Origin of the sequence: Faecalibacterium hominis (ex Afrizal et al. 2022), assembly GCF_049545105.1 — a bacterium.
GTDB lineage: Bacteria > Bacillota > Clostridia > Oscillospirales > Ruminococcaceae > Faecalibacterium > Faecalibacterium duncaniae.
Genome location: NZ_CP186860.1, coordinates 2145268 through 2163297 on the forward strand (window position 1 = coordinate 2145268; position 18030 = coordinate 2163297).

Genomic DNA, 18030 nt, shown 5'->3' on the forward strand with positions numbered 1-18030 from the left:
GGTGCAAAATCACCCTGCTGACCAAGAGCCGAGGTGCGTCCTCGGCTCTTTTTTCGCGCCAAAATCCCAAAACACACCTACTTGGGAACAGCGTAAGCTGGGTGAAATTGCAGTTTTTTCTAAAGGTGTAGGCTACTCCAAAAATGATTTATGCGAAGAAGGCACTCCGATAATCCTGTATGGTCGCCTTTACACAAAATATGAAACCTGTATTTTTGATGTAGATACCTTTGTTAAAGAAAAAGCTGGAGGCGTATATAGCAAGGGCGGAGAAGTCATTGTGCCTGCTTCTGGTGAAACGGCGGAAGATATTTCGATCGCATCTGTTGTGGTTAAGCCCGGCATTCTACTGGGCGGCGACCTAAATATAGTATCGCCGACAGCTGAATATGATTCTGCCTTTCTCGCACTAACTATTTCGAGTGGAGCAACACACAAGTATTTATCGTCTCTTGCACAGGGAAAATCTGTTGTTCATCTTCACAACGCCGATATTCAAAGTGTGTCAGCTAAATTCCCGACAAAAAGGGAACAAGAAAAGATTCATTTGCTTTTTGGAAAAATTGATACCCTTATCACCCTTCATCAGCGTGAGCATATAAAACCGATTTTGGAGGTAAAACGTGTTAAATGAAATGAATGAAAACAACCTGTTCTGCGATTATTATGAGCAGTGGGTTGCCGTATACAAAGAGGGTGCAGTTCGCCCAGTTACATTGGATAAGTACAAAATGACCCTTTCTTGGGTGAAAAGGCTGGCACCTGATTTGAAGTTGTGCGAGGTTTCCAGAGTGACGTATCAGCAGCTTTTGAACGATTATGCCGTAGGCCATGAGCGTCAGACCACGATGGACTTCCACCATCAGCTGAAAGGAGCCATCATGGATGCCGTAGATGATGGACTGATTGTGAAAGATCCGACCCGAAAAGCGATCATCAAAGGCAAGCCCCCGGTGCCTAAAAAGGTGAAATACCTGAACCAGTTTGAACTGCATCTTTTGTTGAGCGACTTGGATCTACAGGGAAAACTCAACTGGGACTGGATGATTTTGCTGATTGCCAAAACCGGCATCCGCTTTTCCGAAGCTTTGGCGATCACTCCTGCGGATTTTGACTTTTCGCACCAGATGCTTTCCATCAATAAAACATGGGATTATAAGGGGAACGGCGGATTTCTGCCGACAAAAAATAAATCGTCTGTCCGTAAAATTCAAATTGACTGGCAGACGGTGATTCAGTTCGCAGCACTGGTAAAAGACGTTCCTGAAGATAAGCCGATTTTCGTGTTCAAGGAACACGCCTACAATTCCACTGTTAACGATGTTCTGGAACGGCACTGCAACCGGGCCAAGATCCCGGTTATCTCAGTACATGGTCTGCGGCATACCCACGCTTCGGTGCTTCTGTTTGCAGGGGTATCCATTGCAAGCGTAGCAAGGAGGCTGGGGCATTCCAGCATGACAACCACGCAGAAAACCTACCTGCACATCATTCAGGAACTGGAAAATCAGGACATCGACCTTGTAATGCGGTCACTCTCTGGATTAAGCTGATAAAATAATCAACCATCGCTCGCGCTGGTGAAGGATGATAAGAGAAAAGCCAAACCTCAAGCTGTACAGGATGTACGGTGAGGTTTGGCTTTTTGGTATCAGCTGCTCTTTTGATTTTCGTTCATGATTTTTCTGGCTCGTCCGCGTGTGGTGTCCTCAAAGGTTTCATCCTCGCTGAATCGCAGCCAATAGGGGTCTTCCATCAGGCAGGCATTGGTACGCTTAACAATTTCCCACGCATTGTAGTCCGGCAGTCCCATCAATTTCAAAATCTCTTTGCAATCCATCCGATTTTTCGGGAAGATTCGCTTCTTTGCCCAAACGACCACATCGACCAATGGAACTTCACGTTTGTCACCGATGAAAAGGTTCAGTGGGAGGCTGTACTGCGGCACGCCCTCATTTGCGCAAAGAGACTGCCCATCTTCGCTTAGGTGTGCAATTTCTTTTTCATCCATCATCAATTTCAGATAGGCCATTTTATCACCCCATGGCGGCTTTCAGGTAGTGCAGACGGTATTTCAGGTATTGACGGATCGCAGATGCTCTTTTTTCGCTCAACAATGCAAGAATAGGCGAGATGGACTGAATGATTTCACTATACAACTCGTCCAAGTCACGCGTTGGCAGCACAGGCTCATCGATCATCTTGATTTGCTGGGCATGGTGACTGCGGAACGGTTTGGCTTTGTCGAACTGATAACGGAGCTTCGTGTCAGTCAATTCTTCATCCGTTGCCCACGCAAGCAGACTACCGCCATTGTCGTAAATAGGCGGAGCATAATTTTTTCCATCCCGGACGATCACATCAAAATTGTTTTCGTGGCGGTCTTCGTTGCCGATAAAGGCGTCAAATGCCAGCATTTGATAAAGCCACTTCTTACCATATAGTTCTATCGCATACTGGAACAATGCTTCCGGTGAAGCGGCTCGACCGCTGGCAAGGAAATGGGCATCAGCCAAGTCTGCAAAATGATACAGCTGTTCATCGTCCGTTGTGAACTTGGGGCAGACGCTGACCACATCGCAGGAATAGGTCTGAATGTCGGGAAAGAGTTTGGCAGGCATCAACGTATATTCTACATGGGGCAAATTCAGCACCTGTGCAATCAGCGATGCCATCACCTCAGAATACGGCTCATACCCAGCGGTTCCGGCCTCTGTGATGGAGTTGCCCTTGACCATAACAAGCTGATCATCTACATGATACCAGCCCTTTGAGAGCATTCCACGGCTCGTCCGTGTTTCACGCTTTTCAACCAACTGGATTTTTGCAGGGACTTCAATTGGGCTCATGGTATCACGCTCCTTTGCCCCATTATACCATGTTTGGATGGATAGACAAGGTAAACTATGGTCAATAGCAAAAATCAAAAAATCAAATTGTTTTTTGAAATTTGAAGTAGAAAAGTCAAATCAAATATGAAATTTCGATAGAAACATTAAATTTTTCGCTCAATAAGTGAAATGAACGCTCAAAAAAATGAAATCCAAACCACAAAAGTGAAATTTGATGGTTGAATACTGAAAAAGTGTTAAAAAGATTTTAATATTCTAAATTCGACTTGAACTGTTTTTTGCATATCGTCCTTGCAGATAGCCCTTGGAGATGTTCTCACCTTTCCGGGGAGAAAACTCGGTCAGGGCGTAAATATCGGTCTGCATGGTCTTTTCGTCCTTTTCGGCAAACCAGATCTGATCACGCCGCAGCAACGTCAGGTCGAGAAGTCCGGTATCGTGCGTGGTGAAGATGAGTTGTGCATGATTTGTATTGATAGCGGCATCCTGCACCATCTCGATCAGATGCCTTGTCAGCAGCGGGTGCATACTGGATTCTATCTCGTCTACTACCAAAACAGAGCCGGATTCCAAAGCCGCAAGCCACATACCGATGCGAGAGAAGAAACGCTGTGTCCCAACGGATTCTTGCCCCAACGGGAGCCAGAAACCCTTAGAAGTGCTATCTTCGGCATCGAGAGTGTGCAGTGCGGAAATGATAGGCTCTTCCTTGGAGCCTGTAATGCGGATGCCCTTGATACCGAGGTCTGCATACAGCATTTCATGCAGGATACGTCTCTTTTCAGAGCCGCCCTGCCGGATGGCAGACAAGGTGGCATCCAGCTGCATTTCGGTTCCCATAAAGCCTGTCAGCTTTTCAAAGAACCACAGATACGCTTTTTCGGTCTGGGGGCAGTTCCACTCGTTCGAGCTGGACAGATAAAGGCGGTTTTCAGCAGTTCGTCCAGCAAGCGTGAACTGCTCTTGAATATTCTCGCGGAACTGATAGCCATTGTTTTCTCTTGAAAAAATCAAGGCTTCCCGGCCATTCGGCCAGTGATAGAGATATTCGGTCAGGACTTTGGATTTGTCAAACGAGAACCCATAGGCATACTTGATGCCGCCATAAAAATAGATGGCTTCAAAGCTGGTCGGCTGTGTAGGCTGGTCGGTGAAAGCAAACGGCTCTTGCGGAAGGGACTCACCTTTCAGCAGCTTGGCATATCGGCCACAGACCATTTCCCGCATGAGCAGGAGAGCATGGAGAACATTGCTCTTCCCGGCTGCATTTGCGCCGTACAGTGCCAGCACAGGCACAAGCTGTTTCTTCTCGTCCGGCGAAATCAGGCAATCAGACAGACTTTTATCCGTAGATGCTTTCAAGCTGATAATAGCCGTGTCCTTGATGGAGCGGTGGTTGGTGACTGAAAATTGAAGCAGCATCGCGATTCCTCCCAGATGATTTTCTGAATCCAGTGTACTCTGTTCTGGACAGAAAGTCAAATTTTGATTCTGAAATTTGCAAATATTCCGCAAAAATCAATAATAAAATCTAAAATATCGGCTTTTGATACCGTTCAGATGCTATCAGGAATCATTCTGCATACACGACTTCCCTCACCACTACCTCCTCCGCCTGCGCTTTCAGCCCGTTCATGTGCGCCACCCAGAGAAGCTGTGCGCGCTCTTTGTCCGGCGCGGGGTACTTGTCTAACAGAGTGGTCATCGTGCGTTCCAGACACGCGCAGGCCGTTTTCTGGACATCCTGCAAATGCGGCCAGAGCGTACCGTTCAGCAACACCCGGTTGTACAGCACAGGACGCTGATTCTTGAGATAGACCAGCCGCATCCGGCCATATTTGCCCAGCGGTTCGGAATCATTGGTCTGCGGCAGGGTGAGCAGGGGCAGCTGATACTCCCCAACCTGTGCGTAATGGATCTCGGTGCGGACGGCGTTCGTGTTCTTCATGGGAATTCTCCTTTGCATTTTCAACGTGTGTTATGGCCTTTGTGGAAAACAGCGCTTACTTCTTCCGATTCTGTGCGGTCAGCCAGTTGCCCTGCGCCTGATAGTAGTGCTCCATCGTGGTGGGGGCGTTCAGGATGGTGGTGCGCAGATAGGCCATGATGTTCTTGATGGGCTGGGTGGTGTTGGACATCACATCGAAGATGTACTCAACGTGCTGGCTGGTCAGCTTGTCCAGCCGCAGCCGGATGGCTTTGGTGGTCTGCGGCTGCTTGCCGACGTACTGGGTCTGCCGAGGACAGCAGTACATCTCCACAATGTTGTCCAGCAACTCCTCCAGCTTGTCGGGGTCGTACCGCTGGGCAAGGGTGTCGATCTCCAAACGTTCCCGAAACTCCTCCCGTACCTGTGCTTCCATCTGGTCAAAATCTGCGGATTCGCCTGCCTGCCCTGATAGATTAGTACTTTGTCTTTTAGTATTTTGTTTATTAGTATTTTGTTGCGTTGCCTTTTCCAAATTGGGCTCAGCCAAATTTGGAAAATCCAAAAATGGTGAAGAACAAGGTTTCATGCGGCTTTTCGGGCTTTTGGTTGCGGACGGGTTCGATGGCCCGCCTTCCTTGCCGGGAACGGCAGGATCGTCCTCAACAGGCGATTCATAAACCTGATAATCGTAGTCGATGATCTGCCCTTTGGCATTGCGGACTTTCTGACGGCGGATGTAGCCGTGTTCTTCCAGTTCCAGAACAGCGGTGCGTACACTGTCCAGACCATCCTTGCAACCAACGGTCAGCCCTTTCAGGCTGTAATCCCAATCGTCCGGCAGGGAGAGCATATAGGACAGCAGTCCCTTGGCTTTCAGGGACAGCCTCTTATCCTGCAGGTGGTGGTTGCTCATGACGGTGTAGTTGACATTTTTATTGACGCGGAATGTTGACATGGCGGCTTCCCTTTCAGCCCAAGGCGGGCAAGAGAAAACGCAACATTTCCCGGCTTTCGGGAAACGCTGCGTTCAGACAGGGAAGCCTGCTGTGAGCTGGCACAGCAACGGCAGCACTGCATATTTCTAACGGACATCTAACACAACTACACCTGAAATGCAGCCGCTGACGGCCTGTGTGAAAAAGGCTTTTTCTAACGTCATTTCGCAAAAAGCGGCTGATTTTTGCCTGCAAATTGCGGTGTGACGTGCCTTTTTGGAGGTTACAAGAATGCCCTCAGCTGCCAATGACAGCCGCGAGGAACCAGCTTCATCCAACAATTTCAAAGACTCGAAATCGTTTTGTCCTTAATCGGGCACGTGGGTTCGAATCCCACCATCTCCGCCAGAAGTCGCAGATTCAAACGAATCTGCGACTTTTTTATTTTGCGCTTTTACTGCTTGGAACGCAAAAGCATCGGCAAAAACCGGGCCGCAGATGTCCGTTCTCTCCTAAATTCTCTCCAACAGGAACTTTAACCGGTCGCCTGTTGAATCTGTTAAAAATACTACTGTTTGTTGAGACTGCTGTATCTTTGCATCCACTTGAATATGTAACTTCTGCCGCTGACACCATCAGTGTACCCAACGGCGGGAGAGAATGCAAGGATGTCACGCCCGAACCATGCTGCCGGGTGCGAATCCGATAAGATAAGTTAAAAGGTGTGCCTTGGGGATGCGGAAATAGGAGAACAACTCGCCCGACTGCCCATAGAAGTAGTCTAGCGTCATTTGGTGTGTCCTCGGATTTTCAACTGTGAGTGCTTGTTTATGTGGAAAACTATCACTCCTTTCCTGTCAGGTGTAAATATTGGCTCCAATGAAAAGGGTACTAAGCAAACAGGACTGCCTCACAAGATGTTGTGGAGCAGTCCTATTTACAAATTATTACATGAGAAAAATCACATCAAAAGAAGATGAGAATCTTCCTGTGCAAGCTGCTGCAAGTCCTCAGAATAACCACTGATACAGAATAGAGCAAAGTATTCGTCTCGATTCGCATTCCCCCACGGAACGACAGCAGCTTTTTCTTTCAGTTGGTGCAGTTCCGACAGCTGCATCGGAACATTTTGATGAAATTTGCACTCTCCAAAGATGATTTTGCTTCGGTCTGTGGTATCAATGGCGACAATATCGATTTCTGTATCTTTTCCACCCCACCAACGGCCAACACGGTCAAAGAGAAAGGGCAGTTTTCCTTGCGCGTTCAGCTCCCACATCTTTTGTCTGCAAATATCCTCGTAGACGTAGCCAACATGATTGGGGATAAACCCGGTTTTCAGCTTTGTCATTGCGATTTCCGGGTGGTCGCTTTCAATGAAAGAGCGCATGGGGTAAACAAATCGGAACCAGAACGCAAGAAAATTATCTTTAATGCGGTATTGCCCCTTTTTGCTGGTTTCAATATTTTTTTCGGTGGGAGGCACTTCTCGCTCCAGAATATCCAGATCGCACAATGTTTTTAAGGGCTTTGACAAACTGGTGGCTGGAAGCGACAGCACAGAAGCAATATCAGATATCCTCATGTTTCCAGATGCAATCGCACGGATGATGGAAAAGTAACTTCCGACATCCTGAACCTCCTGCCGCAGTAAAAATTCAGGTTCTTCATACAAAAAGCTCTGAGGAGTCATTACATTTTGCAGAATGGCGGTATCAATATCGGCACATGGATGAAATAATTCGATATACTTCGGAACACCGCCTGTGACAGCATAATATAAAATGCGGGTCTGTTCATCAAGATCAGGGAAGAATCGGTCGTAATAAGCGTATGGAATCTGCTTCAGCCGAATCTGTCCCGTTCTGCGTCCATACAAAGGGCTGGAGTAAGAAAGAGTCTGCTCCATCATCATGTGAACCAGAGAGCCGCAAAGAATCACTTCTACATTTTTGTTTTTCAGAATAGTATCCCAGATTTTTTGAAAAACAGAAGGAAATGCTTTGTCTGCCTTGCCCAGATACTGAAACTCATCCAACACAATGACCAGTTTTTTATTTTCCTGAGCAGAGAGAAGAACGGAAAAAATCATCTCCCAGCTTGCATCGGTTGCACTTTTCAATAAATCGTTCTGGAGAAAATCAGCAGCCATCAACCGGAAGGCGTTTCGGTTTGCCTGAATGCTTTCCTCCGTTGCCAGATAATAAAGAGACGGCTTCTCTTTGCAGAATTCTGACAAAAGCGTGGTTTTTCCTACACGGCGACGACCATAGAGAACGAACAAAGAAGATTCCGGCTTTTCATAAGCGGTCTGTAATACGGACATTTCCTGTACACGGTCAACAAAAAACATAGCGGCTCACCTCACGACTGATTTGATGACGGGTTCAGCTTCATTGTACGCCTCAAAGATTATTATGTCAAGAATAATTACTTAAAGAATAATCTTTGCATCTAAGCAAACAGGACTGTCTCACAAAATGTTGTGGAGCAGTCCTGTCTGTTTAGTATGTAATGGTCATTGCACCCTCGTGGCATTCCTGCGCATAGGTGCGGATGAGAACAGGGCGGCGATTTTCGATGTGCAGCACAAATCCATCAGCCTCCCAAAAGTGCCCATCCAACAGAACTTCGCCCTGAAATGTAATCCGGCGGAGCTTCTGTGCGGCGTCGGTCACCTCAACGGTGCAAAAGCGCTGCAAGTAGCTGCAAATAGCGGCGGCGTGGGAGACGACAAGGGCGTTCTGCCCCTCCGGGAGCGAATCCAGCAGTTCGTGGATGCAGTCTGCCATCCGGGCGCTGACCTCACGGAAGGACTCGCCGTCCGGATTTTTGAAGTCCGGGTCTTCGTATTGGCGTTTCCAGAACGAAGCGTCCTGCCCGGTCGTGTCGCCGGTGCGGCGCTCGGCAAGGCGGGTGTCCTGCCGGACGGGAAGCCCCAGCAGCTGTGCGGTCTGGAGCGCACGCAGCGAAGGGGACGACCAGACGAGCGAGACCGTGCGGAAAGCGTCATTTTGAAAGACTGCGGCGGCCCGCTGAAGACCTTCGGCAGAAAGGCCGGGGTCGGGGCTGGAACCGCCGCGCTCCGGGATGGAATGGCGCAGGAGAAGAAGGGTTGTCATGAAAGCCTCCGATTAAAAAAGTGACTTCAGTATAGCAGATTCGGGAAAGCAGATGCAAGAAAACGAGCCGAAAGAACGACGGGGCCGATTCACTCCCCCTCAAAACGCAACCAAATTGCAAAAAATGTTACAATTTTCTCATGAAAAAAGAAGACTGGATTTCTCCAGACTTCCCATAGTATGTATCAATGGTTGCAGTTCAAGATCTTCTCAAGCGTATCCGCAAACCTGACATCCTGCTCCTTCGTCCGCTTTGGGCTCCCCTTGGGGTGCTTTCCGGCACGGAGGAGCTTTTTGTTTTCGTATCGCCGCAGCATGAGCGCGTCAATGTTGTCGACTGTGTATTCCAGACCATTCTGATTCAGCACCCGTGCGCGCTTGGCAAGGCACATACTCGCCAGCCCGTAGTCCTGTGTTACGACCACATCCCCCGGCTTTACCCGGTTGACCAGCGCAAAGTCTACACTGTCAGCCCCTTTATCGAACACCAGCGTCTGCGCACCTTCCCGCTCGATTTGGTGAGAGGTGTCGCACAGGATGATGGCAGGAATACTGAACCGCTTTGCAATCTGCAAGGTCAGATCCACCACAGGGCAGCCATCTGCATCAATCAAAATTGTCATGTGTGTCCCTCCATCACCCACCGAAATGCTTTCGCCGTACGCAAATCAGCGTCCTTAAAGTGTCCACCGCTGTTCCATTCAAGGGTGCAGTCTGCGCCACGCTCTGTAAGCCGACTGTGCAGCGTACGGAGATTATCCCCTACCGCAGCCATGATGGTGTTTTTCGTGCGCTCTTCCTTGTCGCCAAGGCTCAGATAAACGCGCTGTGCCTGTATCGGGTGCTGCTGTTCAAACTCCATCCAGCCCGGAAACCACACCGAGGGAGAAGCGGCGGCGATACCGTAGAACAAATCGGTCTGGGTGGATGCCCACAGCGCAAACAATCCCGCCAGCGAGTAGCCGCCCAGAATGATTTTGACGTTTTCCGGGAGAGGAAACTGCTGCTCCAGTGTGGGAATGACCTGCTCCGTCAGAAAGCGCAGGGTGTCCCCAGCTTTGCCGCCGAAGCCTTGCTTTCCCCACACGGCAGGGGCTTTCCACGGAGAAAGCGCATCGTTCCAGCTTTCCACTGGGATAGCCGCAAACAGAAAATTTCGGCTGCTTTGTGCGATCGCCGCCACTTCATGATCCATACTTTGCAGCTCATGCTCACCTGTCATTTGGAGCAGCAGGTATTCTGCATTGGCTTCGCCGTAAATGCGGCAAGGTGTGTTCCCGATTTGCATTGTCTGTGCTGTCACTGCGGCATCCTCCTGAAAAAAAATTGATAAGCCCAGTATAGCAACTAAAAAATCATTTTGCAATTCAAACGGTTTTCAGAGCAGGCGCAAGCGGCACAGAGGTACATTCCCCTCTGCTCTCTGGCAAATTACAGCGCGGATGTGATATAATGGAGAAAAACCACCGGGGAACGGCACAAAAGAAGGAGACTGGCATGATGGGGCAGAGGCAGCGAGAACAGGTTCAAAGAGGCTGTGCGGTGGGCACCGTGGTGCTGCTGGCATGGCTGTGCCGGGTGCTCCCGCTGGAGGGGATGCCCTCCGGCCTGCAGGAAGCCTGCGGCATCCTCCGGCTGTGCAACCGGCAGATGTTCCGGGTCTACCGTGCCCTCTCCGGCCGGGATCTGCAATCGCTGAAGGAGCTGCACCAGCAGGTGTGGGCCCCCGCCCCCGAGGCTCCGGTGCTGCCCGTGGTGCAGGATGCAAGACCTGACCCCGCTCCCGCCCCGGCCCCGGCCCCCGCTCCCGCTCCTGAGACCCCGGTGCTCCCGGCGGTGCAGGATGCCAAGCTGATCCAGACCGGCACCAGCGGCTGGCTGGCAGACCTGATGCTGGGCGCAGGCGCGGTGCTGTCCGCAGCGGGATATTGGATGGAGCGCAAGCGCAAGGCCATGTTCTACAAGTCCCAGCACTGAACCCCAACCCCCAAAGGCCCCGGGCAAACGCCCCGCTGACCCTTTGGGCCATGCATCACATTCTTTGACGATTCCCCCCAAAAAGTTGCTCCCCAGAATCTCCTGTTGATCGCTATCCCCTGAGGCAGCGGGCCCGCACGCCGCTGCCTCGCCCCGGAGGGTCCCGCAAGCCCTCCGGGGCTTTTTTTGTTGGCGGCATGGCCCGTTCCGGCAGAAAAAAACAGGGCTGCTCCACATCTCTGTGGGGCAGTCCTGTCTGGCTGCGCGGGTCGGCGCACGGGCTTCCGTGGTTTCCGGAAGGGTGCGGCTCAGCGCGCGGTTTTCTTTTCCTCCGGAGCCTCCGGGTTGTTTTCCAGGTTCAGCTCGGGCATCAGCTCGTTGCTGATGATGGTCAGCATCTGTTCCAGCTTCTTCACGTCCTCTTTGGGGAAGCGCTTGTTCACCCGCTGGACCACCGTGCTCAGGTAGGAGTAGCTGATGTTGTAGTAGTCGATATACTTCTGGGTGGGCCGCAGGTGATACTCCCGGCGGTCGGTGGTGGACTGGATCTTTTCCACATAGCCTTTGCGCACCAGCGAGCCGATCTTATACGCCGCGTTGGGGGTGGAGATCTGCATCATCCGGGAAAACTCCGCAATGGTGGGCTCCCCCATGGCCATAATGCCCTCCATGCAAAAGGATTCCACCGTGGTCAGGGTCGCCTCACGGGTGGCAAAGCGCTGGAACACGTTCTGGTAGAAATGGAGCTTGAACTTGGTATAGACATCGTTGAATGCTTTTTCCAGCATGGTACGGTCTCCCTTCGAACACTCAATTTCCTTTAGTATATCACGCTTTGGTCTTTTTGCCCAGCTTTACGCGCAGAATGTTCAGCACCACCAGCTCCAGCACAATGGCAACGCCCAGCAGGATCAGCGAGGTCCACAGGCTGGCGCTGCTGCCCAGGAACATCTGGGTCAGGCCGGTGATCACATAGCACGCGGCAGAACAGGATGCGGCGGTAATGGCATAGGGCAGCTGGGTGGAAACATGGTTCACATGGCTGCAATGCGCACCGGCAGAGGCCATGATGGTGGTGTCGGAAATGGGAGAGCAGTGGTCGCCGCACACAGCGCCGGACAGGCAGGCCGCAATGGAGACCACCAGCATCTCGCCCTGCGGGAAAGCGTGGCAGACAATGGGGATCAGGATGGAGAAGGTGCCCCAGGAGGTGCCGGTGGCAAAGGCCAGGAACACCGCCACCAGGAAGATGATGACCGGCAGCAGGTACTGCAGGGCGGCAGCGGAGCCGCCCAGCAGGTTGGCAACGTAATATTTTGCACCCAGCAGGTTGGTCATGCCGGAAAGCGTCCAGGCCAGGGTCAGGATCAGCATGGGGCTGACCATGGCCTTGAAGCCCTCGGGGATGCAGGCGGCAAAATCCTGGAACGTCATCACGCTGCGGACACGGTAGAACACAAAGGTGAACATCAGGGCAATGCTGCTGCCCAGCACCAGACCGGCGGAGGCGTTGCAGTCGGAGAAGGCGGTGATGAAGTCCACGCCCTCAAAGAAGCCGCCGGTGTAGATCAGGCCAAGGATGCAGGCCGCGATCAGCACCAGCACCGGGGCCACCAGATCAATGACATGGCCGTGGGCATCGTCCTCGGCATCCACATCGTCACCGTAGGGGCGGTCAGCCGTGGTGAAAAGGTCACCGGCCCGGGCGTTGTCCTCGTGCTGCTTCATGGAGCAGTAGTCCGTGCCCGTGAAGATGAGGAACAGGCTCATCACAATGGTCAGCAGGGCGTAATAGTTGTAGGGAATGGTGCGCAGGAACATGGTAAAGCCGTTGATGCCGGAGCCTTCGGGCACGCTGGAGGTAACGGCGGCGGCCCAGCTGGACACCGGCGCAATGATGCACACCGGGGCGGCGGTGGAATCAATGAGGTAGGCCAGCTTTGCGCGGGAGACCTTCTGCCGGTCGGTCACGGGGCGCATCACGGAGCCCACGGTCAGGCAGTTGAAGTAGTCGTCCACAAAAATGAGCACGCCCAGAATAAGGGTGGCAAACTGTGCCCCGGCCCGGGTGTGGATGTGGGTGGAGGCCCAGCGGCCAAAGGCGGCGCTGCCGCCGGCCTTGTTCATCAGGGCCACCAGAATGCCCAGCATTACCAGAAAGACCAGAATGCCCACGTTGCTGCTGTCAGAGAGCTTGGCGACCATGCCGCCGTCCTCGTTGAAGAACAGGGTGGTGACCGCCAGCTCCAGGTTGCCGTTGGCAAAGAGCAGCGCGCCGGTGGCAATGCCCACCAGCAGGGAGGTGTAGACTTCCTTGGTGTTCAGGGCCAGCACAATGGCCACCACCGGCGGCAGCAGGGAAAGCATGGAGCTGTACACCGCGGGGGCGTAGCTGGCCGGGTCGGCAATGGTGCCGGGGGTGGCTGCGGTGCACCACAGCAGCAGGGCAAACACCAGCAGTGCCCCCACCCAGGAGAGATTTGTCTTTTTCATAAATGATTCCTCACTTGATTTTTTGTCCCGGCCCGGGGCAGACTATCCCTATTGCAAACGGAAAGGGGGCCGCCGCCACGCCGGATTATAAAGCGCTGTATTTTGAGCTGTTCCGCGCCAACGAACAGGCCATCCGCCTGCTGACTGCCGCCCAGCAAAAGGCAGAAGCGCAGGTGATGGAAGAGGACAGAGAGCCGCTGTATATGCACGGCCAGCCTGCCCACAATGCCAAAGGCTCCCCCTTTGGGGGAGCTGGCAGCGCCAACGGCGCTGACTGAGAGGGCGAGGCCGTTACCCCTTCTTCGCCTCTGCCTTTGCGGCAAACTTGGCGTTGTTGATGATGAACCGCTCGTGCACGCCGCCGCCCACGGGGCCTTTCTCGTCGTGCAGGGAGACCTTGAACACCAGCTTGCGGCCCTCCACGGCGGTCAGCTCGCTCTCGCAGGTCACGGTCATGCCCACAGGGGTGGGGGCGCTGTGCTCCAGCTCCAGCCGGGTGCCCACGGTGCCGCAGCCCTCGTCCAGCGCGGCGGCAACGCTCATCCAGCAGGTTTTTTCGGCCAGTGCCACCAGCGCGGGGGTGGCAAACACGTCCAGCGTGCCGCTGCCCATGGTCTTTGCAGTGTTCTCGGAAGTAACGGCGACACTTTGCTCGCCGCGGATTCCAGCTTCCAACATAAAAATACGTCCTTTCCAGATGCCCGAAGGCGAAAATTTAGAAATACATTGTTAGAATACCACACTTTTGGCACAGATGCACCTGTTTGGGCGTTTTTTTCTGCAAATCTCTTTCTGTTTGGCGCAATTTGCGGTATCATTGGCCCGAAAGGGATGGAAAAAAACATGAACGACTTCTGGAAATCCTACGATATCACCCATGCGGAGCTTGGCCCGAACTTCCGGTGTTACCCGCTGTACGGTAAAATCCATTTGATCGAGCTTGCCCTCTCGTTGGTGTTCATTGTGGGGATGGCCCTGTGGTACCGCCGCAGCTCGGCCTCTGCCCGGCGGCGCATCCTCGTGGGCGTTACCATTGCCCTGCTGGCCGATGAAGCTGCCCTGCTGCTGGGCATGGCTCTGACCGGTCAGTGGAACTGGAGCTATCTGCCTCTCCATCTGTGCAGCATCAATGTGTTCGTCTGTCTGTACAATACCCTCACCGATCAGAACTGGTGCAAGGAGGAACTCTATGCCCTCTGCATCCCCGGTGCGGCGCTGGCTCTGCTCTGCCCCAGCTGGCTGGACGTGCCCTCCTGGTGGACGCTCATCAATCTGCACTCGATCAGCATCCATGCCCTGCTGGTGCTCTACCCGGTTCTGCTTGTGGTGAGAGGCTACCGCCCCAGCGCCCGCCGTGCCCCGCAAGTGCTGGCTTTTTTGTTTGGCTCTGCCCTGCCTATTTACTTCTTGAATAAACCACTGAATACCAATTTCTACTTTCTGAACAATCCCTACGGCAATGTCATCACCAGTGCGTTTACCCGCCTGCTGGGTGAAAAATACTATATTCTGGGCTTTCTGCCCGCCATTGCGGTGGCGCTGTGTCTGATGTATCTGCCGTGGGTGGTAGCGGATGCCCGGCACAAAAAGAGAAAATAAGTGCTTTCTGCAAGCTGCCTTGTCCCCACCGGGCAGGGCGGCTTTTTGTTTGCCCCAAAACGCCTGCTGTCTGCAAATTAAAACTGCAAATTTCTTGCGTTTTGCGGTTTGTTTTAACTTTTTTGAAAAGCAGGCAGAAATCTTTGCAAAACCCCTTGACAGAAGCTTTTCTGCATGATAATATGAACACATGAACAGACGTTCATGTAAAACACGGCAAAAGGAGAACGGACATGATCGGATTGGAGCAGATGACCCCGGCGGGGCAGGAAAACACGGAACCGGTGGTGATGCCGGATGACGAGGTGCTGTATGAGCTGGCCGACCTGTTCCGGGTGTTCGGCGACTCCACCCGCATCAAGATCTTATATGCGCTGCATGACAATGAGCTCTGCGTGCAGGACATTGCCAACGCGGTGCAGCTGAGCCAGTCGGCAGTGAGCCACCAGCTCCGGGTGCTCAAGGACACCAAGCTCGTGCGCTTCCGCCGGGATGGCAAAACCGTTTACTATGCACTGGATGATGACCATGTGAGAAGCATCCTCTCGATGGGCATGGACCACATTGAGGAGTAAACGGAAAACGCAGTACAAAGCCTCCGGGCGCACAAGGCGTGCCTGAGAGGTCCACATAAAATAAAGAGAGGTACCTATGATGAAGAAGACCTACAAGATCGAAGTTGACTGCGCAAACTGCGCCCAGAAGATGGAGGATGCCGCCAACACCGTTGCAGGTGTGGCACAGGCTACCGTCAGCTTTATGACCCAGAAGATGAAGGTCGAGTTTGCTGAGGGTGCAGACCCCCACGATACCATGGTGAATGTTCTGGCTGCCTGCAAAAAGGTCGAGGACGACTGCGAAATTTTCGATATCTGAGGAAACAGGGGTTTGTAACTCCGGTGCGGCTCCCCTGCGGGGGAGCTTTTTGTGACGCATTTTTCGGACAGAACGGCCCAAAAGCCGGTGTGGGAAACTGTGGAAAAGAAAACGGGTTTTCAACAGTTTCCACCGGGTTTTCAACAACCTCTGAGAAAAAGTGCAAAAAGAAACGCGAAAAAGCAGGTTTTCTCCGGGAAAAGTCCGTGGAAAACTCAGGGGAAAACGTGGAAAAGTCTATCCCGTGGGGAAAATCTGTTGAATCCACCCCGCCCGCCGCGGCGCATTGCGGCCCAGAACCCAGAAAAAAGGAGAGTACAGATATGAATAAAAAGCAGAAGAAGAACCTGTACCGGATCATTGCTGCTCTGGTGCTGGTGCTCATCCTCAAATTGCTGCCCCAGTTCCCCACGCCGGTGGAGCTGCTGCTCTACTGCATCCCCTATCTGGTGGTCGGCTGGGATGTGCTCCGCAAGGCACTGCTGGGCATCAAGAACCGCCAGCCCTTTGACGAGTGCTTCCTGATGGCCGTTGCCACCGTGGGCGCGTTTGCGCTGGGCGATTATGTGGAGGGCTGTGCCGTTATCATCTTCTACCAGATTGGCGAGCTGTTCCAGAGCGTGGCCGTGGGCAAGAGCCGCCAGAGCATTTCCAGCCTGATGGATATCCGCCCCGATTACGCCAACGTTGAGGACGAGGACGGCAAACTGGAGCAGGTGGACCCCGATGATGTGGAGGTGGGCACCGTGATCGTGGTCCAGCCCGGCGAGCGGGTGCCCATTGATGGCATCATCGTGGAGGGAACTTCTGCCCTGAACACCGCCGCCCTGACCGGCGAGAGCCTGCCCCGGGATGTCCGCTCCGGCGATGAGGTCATCAGCGGCTGTGTGAACATGACTGGCCTGCTGAAGGTCCGGACCACCAAGGAATTCGGCGAATCCACCGTTTCCAAGATCCTCGACCTTGTGGAAAATTCCAGCATGAAGAAGGCCCGCACCGAGAACTTCATCACCCGCTTTGCCCGGGTCTACACCCCCGCCGTCTGCTACGGCGCACTGGCGCTGGCCTTTGTTCCCCCCATCGTTCTGCTGCTGATGGGCCAGCCCGCCCGCTTCGGTGACTGGGTCTACCGCGCTCTGACCTTCCTGGTCATCAGCTGCCCCTGCGCTCTGGTCATCTCCATCCCGCTGAGCTTCTTCGGCGGCATCGGCGGTGCGTCCGCCTGCGGCATCCTGGTCAAGGGCTCCACCTATCTGGAGGAGCTGGCCCGCACCGGCATCGTGGTGTTTGATAAGACCGGCACCCTGACCCAGGGCACCTTCAAGGTGGTGGGCATCCACCCCGAAAACGGCGTGACCGGGGATGCCCTTGTGGAAGCTGCCGCTCTGGCCGAGAGCTGGTCCAAGCACCCCATCTCCCTGAGCATCAAGAACGCTTACGGTAAGGACATCGACCCCAGCCGTGTGACCGATGTGCAGGAGCTGGGCGGCCACGGCGTGACCGCAAAGGTGGACGGCAAAACCGTCGCCGCCGGCAACGCCCGCCTGATGGCAAAGCTGGGCCTGACGGTTCCCGAGAGCACTGAGCCGGGCACCATCGTCCATGTTGCCATGGAGGGCAGATACGCAGGCTATCTGCTCATCGCCGATGTGGTCAAACCTCACAGTGCCGCTGCCATCAAGGGCCTGAAACAGGCCGGTGTCCGCAAGACGGTCATGCTGACCGGCGATGCGGAGCCTGTGGCAAAGGCCGTTTCCGCCGAGCTGGGGCTGGATGAATACCATGCAGGCCTGCTGCCCGGCGACAAGGTGGACCAGATCGAAACGCTCCTCGCCGCAAAGCAGCCCAAAGAAAACCTCGCTTTTGTGGGCGACGGCATCAACGATGCCCCGGTTTTGTCCCGTGCGGATGTGGGCATCGCCATGGGTGCTCTGGGCTCCGATGCTGCCATTGAGGCCGCTGACGTTGTCCTGATGGACGATGACCCGGCCAAGATCGCGCTGGCCATGCGCATTGCCCGCCGCACCCTGCGCATCGTGTATCAGAACATTGTGTTTGCTCTGGCGATCAAGTTCGCCTGCCTGGTGCTGGGTGCGCTGGGTCTGGCCAGCATGTGGACCGCCATCTTCGCCGATGTGGGCGTGATGGTGCTGGCCGTGCTGAACGCCACCCGTGCCCTGTACACCAAAGATCTTGCAAAAAAGAACGCGCAGTGACCGTGCTTTCTGCCCCCGCCTGAGTGCTGA

The 18030-nt window shown here is 53.6% G+C and carries 20 protein-coding genes; 8 read left to right on the forward strand and 12 right to left on the reverse strand.

Annotated features, from left to right (window positions below):
* Position 1: 1 nt before the first annotated feature.
* Complete coding sequence (locus tag ACKXGA_RS10355) at positions 2 to 634, forward strand: restriction endonuclease subunit S (RefSeq protein ID WP_423729446.1); 633 nt, start codon at positions 2 to 4, stop codon at positions 632 to 634.
* A 1-nt stretch (position 635) separates the two neighbouring features.
* Positions 636 to 1553 carry a site-specific integrase gene (locus ACKXGA_RS10360; protein WP_412313448.1) on the forward strand — a complete coding sequence of 306 codons (918 nt, stop codon included), beginning with the start codon at positions 636 to 638 and terminating at the stop codon, positions 1551 to 1553.
* 98 nt (positions 1554 to 1651) lie between these two features.
* Here the strand turns inward: ACKXGA_RS10360 and ACKXGA_RS10365 are convergent, their stop codons facing one another.
* The 9 genes from ACKXGA_RS10365 to ACKXGA_RS10405 form a co-directional block, all read right to left on the reverse strand.
* A complete protein-coding gene (locus ACKXGA_RS10365) occupies positions 1652 to 2032 on the reverse strand; it encodes a hypothetical protein (RefSeq protein WP_423729447.1) in 381 nt (126 codons plus the stop codon).
* A 4-nt stretch (positions 2033 to 2036) separates the two neighbouring features.
* Entirely contained in the window at positions 2037 to 2849 is an 813-nt protein-coding gene (locus ACKXGA_RS10370) for a hypothetical protein (RefSeq protein WP_005939393.1), read from the reverse strand.
* A 258-nt stretch (positions 2850 to 3107) separates the two neighbouring features.
* A complete protein-coding gene (locus ACKXGA_RS10375; RefSeq protein ID WP_423729448.1) occupies positions 3108 to 4367 on the reverse strand; it encodes an AAA family ATPase in 1260 nt (419 codons plus the stop codon).
* Positions 4368 to 4425: 58 nt separating this feature from the next.
* On the reverse strand, positions 4426 to 4800 hold the full coding sequence (locus ACKXGA_RS10380; protein WP_423729449.1) for a TnpV protein: 375 nt from the start codon (positions 4798 to 4800) through the stop codon (positions 4426 to 4428).
* 55 nt (positions 4801 to 4855) lie between these two features.
* A complete protein-coding gene (locus ACKXGA_RS10385; RefSeq protein WP_423729450.1) occupies positions 4856 to 5737 on the reverse strand; it encodes a DUF6017 domain-containing protein in 882 nt (293 codons plus the stop codon).
* A 941-nt stretch (positions 5738 to 6678) separates the two neighbouring features.
* Entirely contained in the window at positions 6679 to 8070 is a 1392-nt protein-coding gene (locus ACKXGA_RS10390; RefSeq protein ID WP_423729451.1) for an ATP-binding protein, read from the reverse strand.
* A gap of 151 nt (positions 8071 to 8221) precedes the next feature.
* The gene (locus tag ACKXGA_RS10395) at positions 8222 to 8839 is read right to left on the reverse strand and encodes a histidine phosphatase family protein (protein WP_117476576.1); all 618 of its coding nucleotides are present in this window, start codon (positions 8837 to 8839) and stop codon (positions 8222 to 8224) included.
* 185 nt (positions 8840 to 9024) lie between these two features.
* Entirely contained in the window at positions 9025 to 9462 is a 438-nt protein-coding gene (locus tag ACKXGA_RS10400) for a YaiI/YqxD family protein (RefSeq protein WP_423729452.1), read from the reverse strand.
* The gene (locus tag ACKXGA_RS10405) at positions 9459 to 10127 is read right to left on the reverse strand and encodes an alpha/beta hydrolase (RefSeq protein ID WP_423730402.1); all 669 of its coding nucleotides are present in this window, start codon (positions 10125 to 10127) and stop codon (positions 9459 to 9461) included. The genes ACKXGA_RS10400 and ACKXGA_RS10405 overlap by 4 nt, the downstream gene beginning before the upstream one ends.
* A gap of 209 nt (positions 10128 to 10336) precedes the next feature.
* Here ACKXGA_RS10405 and ACKXGA_RS10410 point away from each other — a divergent pair, with 209 nt between their 5' ends.
* Entirely contained in the window at positions 10337 to 10816 is a 480-nt protein-coding gene (locus ACKXGA_RS10410; RefSeq protein WP_423729453.1) for a hypothetical protein, read from the forward strand.
* Positions 10817 to 11124: 308 nt separating this feature from the next.
* On the opposite strand, the gene ACKXGA_RS10415 is transcribed toward ACKXGA_RS10410, so the two are convergent.
* Both ACKXGA_RS10415 and ACKXGA_RS10420 read right to left on the reverse strand, forming a co-directional pair.
* Complete coding sequence (locus ACKXGA_RS10415) at positions 11125 to 11604, reverse strand: MarR family winged helix-turn-helix transcriptional regulator (protein WP_005928757.1); 480 nt, start codon at positions 11602 to 11604, stop codon at positions 11125 to 11127.
* 40 nt (positions 11605 to 11644) lie between these two features.
* Positions 11645 to 13309 (reverse strand): Na+/H+ antiporter NhaC family protein, encoded by a 1665-nt coding sequence (locus ACKXGA_RS10420; protein ID WP_423729454.1) that lies wholly within the window; start codon positions 13307 to 13309, stop codon positions 11645 to 11647.
* Between the two features lie 14 nt (positions 13310 to 13323).
* Between ACKXGA_RS10420 and ACKXGA_RS10425 the strand changes: the two genes are divergently transcribed.
* Complete coding sequence (locus ACKXGA_RS10425; RefSeq protein WP_143406085.1) at positions 13324 to 13587, forward strand: hypothetical protein; 264 nt, start codon at positions 13324 to 13326, stop codon at positions 13585 to 13587.
* 13 nt (positions 13588 to 13600) lie between these two features.
* On the opposite strand, the gene ACKXGA_RS10430 is transcribed toward ACKXGA_RS10425, so the two are convergent.
* Positions 13601 to 13987, reverse strand: coding sequence for a thioesterase family protein (locus tag ACKXGA_RS10430; RefSeq protein ID WP_098923862.1), 387 nt, complete (start codon positions 13985 to 13987; stop codon positions 13601 to 13603).
* Positions 13988 to 14152: 165 nt separating this feature from the next.
* On the opposite strand from ACKXGA_RS10430, the gene ACKXGA_RS10435 reads away from it, so the two are divergent.
* From ACKXGA_RS10435 to ACKXGA_RS10450, 4 genes are all read left to right on the forward strand, one after another.
* The gene (locus ACKXGA_RS10435; RefSeq protein WP_099357262.1) at positions 14153 to 14908 is read left to right on the forward strand and encodes a TIGR02206 family membrane protein; all 756 of its coding nucleotides are present in this window, start codon (positions 14153 to 14155) and stop codon (positions 14906 to 14908) included.
* A 233-nt stretch (positions 14909 to 15141) separates the two neighbouring features.
* Positions 15142 to 15483 carry an ArsR/SmtB family transcription factor gene (locus tag ACKXGA_RS10440; RefSeq protein ID WP_005928738.1) on the forward strand — a complete coding sequence of 114 codons (342 nt, stop codon included), beginning with the start codon at positions 15142 to 15144 and terminating at the stop codon, positions 15481 to 15483.
* Between the two features lie 79 nt (positions 15484 to 15562).
* Complete coding sequence (locus ACKXGA_RS10445; protein ID WP_117505659.1) at positions 15563 to 15784, forward strand: cation transporter; 222 nt, start codon at positions 15563 to 15565, stop codon at positions 15782 to 15784.
* Between the two features lie 323 nt (positions 15785 to 16107).
* A complete protein-coding gene (locus ACKXGA_RS10450; RefSeq protein WP_423729455.1) occupies positions 16108 to 18000 on the forward strand; it encodes a heavy metal translocating P-type ATPase in 1893 nt (630 codons plus the stop codon).
* Positions 18001 to 18030 lie beyond the last annotated feature (30 nt).

What these genes read in the sequence shown, in the direction of transcription:
- ACKXGA_RS10360 (WP_412313448.1), top strand. Translation starts at nt 636, where the DNA reads ATGAATGAAAACAACCTGTTCTGCGATTATTATGAGCAGTGGGTTGCC.
- ACKXGA_RS10365 (WP_423729447.1), bottom strand. Translation starts at nt 2,032, where the DNA reads ATGGCCTATCTGAAATTGATGATGGATGAAAAAGAAATTGCACACCTA.
- ACKXGA_RS10370 (WP_005939393.1), bottom strand. Translation starts at nt 2,849, where the DNA reads ATGAGCCCAATTGAAGTCCCTGCAAAAATCCAGTTGGTTGAAAAGCGT.
- ACKXGA_RS10380 (WP_423729449.1), bottom strand. Translation starts at nt 4,800, where the DNA reads ATGAAGAACACGAACGCCGTCCGCACCGAGATCCATTACGCACAGGTT.
- ACKXGA_RS10385 (WP_423729450.1), bottom strand. Translation starts at nt 5,737, where the DNA reads ATGTCAACATTCCGCGTCAATAAAAATGTCAACTACACCGTCATGAGC.
- ACKXGA_RS10390 (WP_423729451.1), bottom strand. Translation starts at nt 8,070, where the DNA reads ATGTTTTTTGTTGACCGTGTACAGGAAATGTCCGTATTACAGACCGCT.
- ACKXGA_RS10395 (WP_117476576.1), bottom strand. Translation starts at nt 8,839, where the DNA reads ATGACAACCCTTCTTCTCCTGCGCCATTCCATCCCGGAGCGCGGCGGT.
- ACKXGA_RS10400 (WP_423729452.1), bottom strand. Translation starts at nt 9,462, where the DNA reads ATGACAATTTTGATTGATGCAGATGGCTGCCCTGTGGTGGATCTGACC.
- ACKXGA_RS10405 (WP_423730402.1), bottom strand. Translation starts at nt 10,127, where the DNA reads ATGCAAATCGGGAACACACCTTGCCGCATTTACGGCGAAGCCAATGCA.
- ACKXGA_RS10410 (WP_423729453.1), top strand. Translation starts at nt 10,337, where the DNA reads ATGATGGGGCAGAGGCAGCGAGAACAGGTTCAAAGAGGCTGTGCGGTG.
- ACKXGA_RS10415 (WP_005928757.1), bottom strand. Translation starts at nt 11,604, where the DNA reads ATGCTGGAAAAAGCATTCAACGATGTCTATACCAAGTTCAAGCTCCAT.
- ACKXGA_RS10420 (WP_423729454.1), bottom strand. Translation starts at nt 13,309, where the DNA reads ATGAAAAAGACAAATCTCTCCTGGGTGGGGGCACTGCTGGTGTTTGCC.
- ACKXGA_RS10430 (WP_098923862.1), bottom strand. Translation starts at nt 13,987, where the DNA reads ATGTTGGAAGCTGGAATCCGCGGCGAGCAAAGTGTCGCCGTTACTTCC.
- ACKXGA_RS10435 (WP_099357262.1), top strand. Translation starts at nt 14,153, where the DNA reads ATGAACGACTTCTGGAAATCCTACGATATCACCCATGCGGAGCTTGGC.
- ACKXGA_RS10440 (WP_005928738.1), top strand. Translation starts at nt 15,142, where the DNA reads ATGATCGGATTGGAGCAGATGACCCCGGCGGGGCAGGAAAACACGGAA.
- ACKXGA_RS10445 (WP_117505659.1), top strand. Translation starts at nt 15,563, where the DNA reads ATGAAGAAGACCTACAAGATCGAAGTTGACTGCGCAAACTGCGCCCAG.
- ACKXGA_RS10450 (WP_423729455.1), top strand. Translation starts at nt 16,108, where the DNA reads ATGAATAAAAAGCAGAAGAAGAACCTGTACCGGATCATTGCTGCTCTG.